The 5,777-nt window shown below is 73.3% G+C and carries 6 protein-coding genes and 2 pseudogenes; 7 read left to right on the forward strand and 1 reads right to left on the reverse strand.

What is annotated here, in order from left to right; all coding sequences use genetic code 11:
* From ABZ641_RS23960 to ABZ641_RS23990, 7 genes and pseudogenes are all read left to right on the forward strand, one after another.
* Positions 1-454 (forward strand): annotated as a pseudogene (locus ABZ641_RS23960) (hypothetical protein); the annotation flags it as partial.
* Positions 451-600, forward strand: a complete 150-nt coding sequence (locus ABZ641_RS23965) for a hypothetical protein (protein WP_359984740.1) — start codon at positions 451-453, stop codon at positions 598-600. The pseudogene ABZ641_RS23960 and the gene ABZ641_RS23965, both read left to right, overlap by 4 nt.
* A gap of 182 nt (positions 601-782) precedes the next feature.
* Positions 783-977, forward strand: a pseudogene (locus ABZ641_RS23970) (glyoxalase); the annotation flags it as partial.
* An 86-nt stretch (positions 978-1,063) separates the two neighbouring features.
* Positions 1,064-1,804 carry an SDR family oxidoreductase gene (locus ABZ641_RS23975; protein ID WP_344623485.1) on the forward strand — a complete coding sequence of 247 codons (741 nt, stop codon included), beginning with the start codon at positions 1,064-1,066 and terminating at the stop codon, positions 1,802-1,804.
* A 177-nt stretch (positions 1,805-1,981) separates the two neighbouring features.
* Positions 1,982-2,650, forward strand: coding sequence for an enoyl-CoA hydratase/isomerase family protein (locus tag ABZ641_RS23980; RefSeq protein WP_359984743.1), 669 nt, complete (start codon positions 1,982-1,984; stop codon positions 2,648-2,650).
* A 105-nt stretch (positions 2,651-2,755) separates the two neighbouring features.
* Positions 2,756-3,580, forward strand: a complete 825-nt coding sequence (locus ABZ641_RS23985; protein WP_359984745.1) for an SDR family oxidoreductase — start codon at positions 2,756-2,758, stop codon at positions 3,578-3,580.
* 729 nt (positions 3,581-4,309) lie between these two features.
* A complete protein-coding gene (locus ABZ641_RS23990) occupies positions 4,310-5,278 on the forward strand; it encodes an amidohydrolase family protein (protein WP_359984748.1) in 969 nt (322 codons plus the stop codon).
* Positions 5,279-5,323: 45 nt separating this feature from the next.
* Here ABZ641_RS23990 and ABZ641_RS23995 read toward each other — a convergent pair whose 3' ends face one another.
* Positions 5,324-5,731 (reverse strand): NUDIX domain-containing protein, encoded by a 408-nt coding sequence (locus ABZ641_RS23995; protein WP_344623481.1) that lies wholly within the window; start codon positions 5,729-5,731, stop codon positions 5,324-5,326.
* Positions 5,732-5,777: the final 46 nt, after the last annotated feature.

Genomic DNA, 5,777 nt, shown 5'->3' on the forward strand with positions numbered 1-5,777 from the left:
GGTTCGGCTGGTCCGGCGCCAGGGCGGCGTCGGCGCGGACGGTGCCGCGGGTGGTGGTGCCGCGGGCGGTGCCGGCGCGGGCACCGGTACGGGCGGGGGTGCCACCAACACCGGGGGAGCCGTCCCGCCGCCGGCCAGGACCCCGGCCACCACGGCACCCGCGGCCACCCCGGCGCAGACCGGGCCGCCCCAGGGCTGCGGCGGCACCGGCTGGGGCCACATCACCGGGGTCGGCAGCGGCCAGCGGCTGGGGCTCGCCGCCCCGGGCCTGGCCGGCGGGACGAGCGCGCTGGTGGGCCGCAACACGTCCTACGGCTGGATCCGTTCGGCCCCCGACCCCGGCGGCTGGTACAGCCTCTACCCCTGCAACATGAGCAAGCCGGGACTCGTCCAGAGCGGCAGCAACGTCGAACTCTCTCCTCGGGCTTCAGCGTCACGTACCGCTGGACGGTGAGCAGTGCCCCCACCCAGGGCGCCGTCTACCTCAAGGACTGCAGCTCCACCTGCCTGACCGACAACGGCGCGGGCGGCGCCGCCACCATGCAGACCTGCACGCCGGGCAACCGGGCGCAGCAGTGGTTCATCCCTCCGTCGGGCTGAGCAACGTGCCGTTCGCCGGGCCGGGGCGTCGCTGCCCGGGTGGCGGCCGGTGCTGCTGCCCCAGGCGCCCGCCGGGGTGCCGGTGGTGGTCAGCGGGGGCCACGGAACCGGTGCCCGGCTTCGGACCCCTGGCTTGCGGGTGCCGCCGGGGGGGGCGGTTCTCATGGGTGGGGGGACGTGTTCTCGTCCGGCGCGGGGTGGACGTGAGCGAGGTGTTCCACGACGTCACGGGCGTCTTCCACCGCGCCGGGACGCGGGGACGTGCTGACGGACCGGTACCCGAGCACGCGGACTACGGTTCCTTCGCGTCGTTCGGCGACCCGGACGGCAACGGCTGGTTGCTCCAGGAGATCAGGACACGCCTGCCGGGCCGCTGACGAGGACCGGCCGACGTCCGTGACCTGCGACGGCGCGCGGACCCGAGCGGCCGCCCGTTCGCGGGAGGTCGAGGAGGAGTGCGGACGTGACAACCCCGATGCGCGAGCCCGAACTGCTCGGCCGGACCGTCGTCGTCATCGGCGGCAGCGCCGGCATCGGGCTGGAGACGGCCAGGCGCGCCCGGACCGAGGGCGCAGAGATCGTCCTCGTCGGCCGCGATCCCGGCCGGCTGGAGCGCGCCGCCGGAGAGCTCGGCGCGCAGCGCACCGCGGCGTTCGACGCCACCGATCCCGCGGCCCTGGCGGCGTTCTTCCAGGACCTGCCGGCCCCGATCGACCATGTGATGGTGACGGCCGGCGGCCCGAGCTACGGGCCCCTGCTCGACATGAGCGCCGCCGAGGTGCGGGACGCGATCAGTGATCACGCGGTGCTGCAGCTCGAGGTCGCGCGCAACGCCGTGGGCCGGACGAGACCCGGGGGCAGCCTGGTGTTCATGGGTGGTACCGGAGCACGGCGGGTCGGCCGGGGTCTCGGGGTCGCCTCCGCCGCCACCAACGCGCTGCCCCCGTTCACCGCGGCCCTCGCACTCGAACTCGCACCGGTGCGCGTCAACCTCATCGCCGCAGGCTTCGTCGACACTCCGCTCTCGGCCTCGCTGCTGGGCGACCGGATCGAGGAACGGCGCGCCGAGCTGCGCGCGACGCTGCCGATCGGCCGCGTCGTCGGACCCGCGGACGTCGCGGCGCTGGCCGTCCACCTCATGGTCAATACGGCGCTGACCGGCGGGACCTACGACATCGACGGCGGGCAGCAGTTCGTCTCGTGACGAACACGCCGACAGCAACGGAGGCGACATGACTGCGGAACAGTTCCACGTCGCCGAAGTCTCCTCCTCCTACTGGCGGGTGACCTTCGACAACGGCCCGGTCAACCTGATGGACCGGACACGCTCGACCAGCTCGGCGCGCTCGTCGGGCGCATCGAGACCGACCCGCACCTCACCGTGGTCGTGTTCCGCAGCGAAACGCCCGGCTACTTCATGGCCCACTGGGACTTCAGGGCCGACAACGCCCGGGTCGCGGGCATGCCTCCCGGACCGACCGGCCTGCACCCGTACCTGGACAACTTCGTACGGCTCAGCAGGCTCCCGGCGGCGACGATCTCGGAGATCCGCGGCCGTACCCGCGGCGCCGGCAGCGAGTTCGTGCTCGCCACCGACATCCGCTTCGCCTCCGAGACGGCGGTCCTCGGCCGGTTCGAGGTCGGTGTCGGTGGCGGGCCCATGGCACGGCTCGGACGGCTGGTCGGCCGGGGCCGCGCCCTGGAGATCCTGCTCGGCGGCGACGACATACCCGCCGACCTGGCCGCCCAGTACGGCTACGTCAACCGCCTCGTCCCGGATGCCGAGATCGAGGAGTTCACCGACGCGTTCGCGCGCCGCATTGCGGCCTTCGACAAGGTGGCCGTCACCGGGACCAAGGAACTGGTCGACGTGGCCACCCTGCCCGAGGACAGCGAATTCGCTCCCGGTCTCAGGGCGTACTTCGCCACCGCCGGGCGCCCGGAACACCGGCCGTTCGTCCGGCGTCTGCTGGAGAACGGCCTGCAGCAGCCCGACGGCATCGAGAAGGACCTCGGCGCCGCCATCGGACGGCTGCGACAGCAGCCGTGAACGTGGCCACGCGGGGTGTCCCCCGTGCGGGGCCGCCGGAGTTCCGGTCTGATGGATCTGCCGGGTCAGGACACCCGGGCACACCCCGGCAGGGAGGCACCAGCTGTGACCACGCCGACAGGAGACAGCGCCGCGGACACCGACTCGGGCCTGGCCGGACGGACCGTCGTGGTCACCGGAGCCGGGCGCGGCATCGGACTCGCGATCACCGAGGCCTTCCTCGCCGCGGGCAGCCACGTCGTCGCGGGATCGCGCCACCGCACCGACGCCCTCGACACGCACCTGGCGCGGGGTGCGGACCTCACCGTCGTGGAGGTCGACCTGGCGACGCCGGACGGACCGGCCGCGCTGGTCGCCGAGGCCGCCGCGCTCCACGGCGGCGTCGACGTGCTGGTGAACAACGTCGGGGCGGTGCGCCCGCGGGTGGACGGCTTCCTGAGCGTGACGGACGAGGACTGGGACTGGGCCCTGACCGTCAACCTGATGGCCGCCGTCCGCGCCACCCGGGCCGCGCTGCCGCACCTGCTCGCCTCCGGCGCGGGCCGGATCGTCACCGTCTCCTCGGTCAACGCCCGGCTGCCGGACCCGCTGGTCATCGACTACGGCGCCGCCAAGGCCGCGCTGACCAACTTCTGCAAGGCCCTGTCCAAGGAGGTCGGGCCACGCGGTGTCCGGGTGAACACGGTCGGTCCCGGCCCGGTCGAGACGGCGCTGTGGCAGGGCACCGACGGCGTGGCCGCCACGGTCGGGCAGGCGCGCGGCGTCGACCCCGGCGACGTGGCCCGTGCCGCCGCGGCCCAGTCGCCCACCGGCCGCTTCACCCGTCCGTCGGAGGTCGCGGACCTGGTGGTGTTCCTCGCCGGTCCCGGAGCGGCGAACATCACGGGCGCCGACTTCGTCGTCGACGGCGGCCTCGTCGACTCCCTCTGAGCTCCGACTTCCGAGCTCTGAGCCCCTCCGGCTGCGGCCCGGTGTGACGGGGCTCACGCATCGTCGCGCGCGCTCGGGTGCTTCGGCTACCGTCCACCCACACACCACCGGGCTGCGGCGGTGCCCGACCCCCGGCGTGTCCTGGGAACGGTGGGCCGATCGCGGCGGATCGGGAGATGCAGCGATGACCGACCACACGCGTGGCATCAGGAACAAGCCCGGCGGCTCCCGCCAGACCGGTCGGCGCACGTACGTTCTCGACACCAGCGTGCTCCTGGCGGACCCGCTCGCCATGAGCCGCTTCGACTGCTCCCCGCCTGTGCGGGGATAGCCCCTGTTACGGTCCGTCAGCACACCATGGTCTCCATCCGGCGGGTAGTCGGGAAGTCGGCAAAAGGTCAGCATCGATCCGCTCAGACCCTGCCGCACCGACCCGAACATGAGAATCCGTGCCGCGGAGGCTGCGCGTCTGCCAGATGGCGATCGCGGCGCCGTGGAGCTTCCGCCGTTCGGCGCAGCGAGGCCTTCCAGCCTTGCCTGACTGCTCGCATGGCCTGCGCAACCGATAGATGTTTCCGCAGGTCAGCGTATTCGTCCGCGCGGTTCAACGGGGTCGCCGGCAGTTGTGGGGCATGCAGGCGGGCGCCGTCGCAGCCGTGCAGTTCGCCGAAGCGGGTGCCGGTCTCCCAGTTGTTCCCTGCCTGTACGGTCTCCTCACCGGATCGGCCGATGAGGTTCTCCCACAACTCCCGCAGCGCCGCGCACTCCGACGCCGCCGTTCAGGCCCTGGTCGACACCGGCATCCGCGGCGTCCACGCCGCGACGGCACCGCACTTCGGCGTCTGGGACCGGCAGTGGCCGGCCGATCTCGCCAGGCTGTGCGACCGCTTCGGCAGCGGTCTGATCACCTTCCGCCTCGCCGCCCTGGCCACCGACGAGATCGCCGGTCCCGGCCTCGCCTACGGGCCCGAACTCGCCGCTGCCGCAAGGACACTGGGCATCGGTGTGAGCGTCGACGCGGTGTTCGGCGCCCCCTCCTCGCGGGCGGTCCTCGACTGGGGGCGGGCGGGCCTGCTCGACGAACAGGTGCCGCTGATCCACGCCACCGGCCTCGGCCCGGACGCCTGGCGGGCGATCGCAGCGACCGGTGCCACGGTCTCGCTCGCGCCCACCTCCGAACCGCAGATCGGCCTGGAGAGCGCCGTGCCCGCCGTCGGCGAGGCCCTTGCCGTCGGGGTACGGCCCGGACTGAGCATCGACGTCGAAGTCGCCCTGGCCGGCGACATGTTCACCCAGATGAGGACCCTGCTCGCGATCCAGCGGATGCGGGCCGTGAACGCCGCCCACGCATCGGGCGGAACCGCACCGGCACCGGGCCGGATCGGCACCGCCGACGTGCTGGACTTCGCCACCCTGCGAGGTGCGCGCACCTGCGGCCTCGACGGGGTCACCGGCTCCCTCACGCCCGGGAAACAGGCCGACCTGCTGCTGCTCACCGCCGACGAGATCAAGAACCTGCCGTTGAACGACCCCGTCGGGGCGGTGGTCCTCGGCTGGAACACCCGCACATCGACACCGTGCTCGTCGCCGGGCGGGTCCGCAAGTGGGCCGGCCGCGTCCTGGACGTCGACCTGCCCGCGCTGCGCGCCGAGGCGGCGGCCTCGCGCGACCCGCATCCTGCGCGCGGCCACCGGCTGACGCCGGACGACGTCCGCCGGCGGGTCTCGCACGCACCGGGCGCCTTCAGGGCAGGCGGCCGGACGCGTGCAGCTGGTCGAACACCATCCGGTCCACGGCCGAGACCCGTGCACGGTCGCCGTACCCGAACCAGTCCAACTCCGCGATCTCGCTGGAGGCGACCAGCGCACCGGTGTGCTCGGCGGTGTAGCAGATCATCCGGAACCCGGTGCTGCCGTCGGAATCCCTCCGCGTCTCGAAGGTGCCGACGTGCACCATGGTGGCGGTGTCGATCCGGGCCCGCAGCTCCTCGTCGACCTCCCGCGCCAAGGTCTCGGCATCGGACTCACCCGGCTCCCGCTTCCCGCCTGGGAAGTAGAAGACGTCCACACCGCGGACGCGCGTCACCAGCACCCGGCCGCCACGCACCAGAACCCAGGCCACCTTCTCCGGAACGACCTCGACCGTCTCCACGCCCGGACCCTACCCATCCGCGGCGACGCGACAACCGGGCCGATGC

The organism is Kitasatospora sp. NPDC007106 (assembly GCF_040634455.1).
GTDB classification, from domain to species: Bacteria; Actinomycetota; Actinomycetes; order Streptomycetales; family Streptomycetaceae; genus Kitasatospora; species Kitasatospora arboriphila.

Excerpts from the sequence above, each read along its gene's own strand:
- ABZ641_RS23990 (WP_359984748.1), top strand. The coding sequence starts at position 4,310 with ATGAGGTTCTCCCACAACTCCCGCAGCGCCGCGCACTCCGACGCCGCC.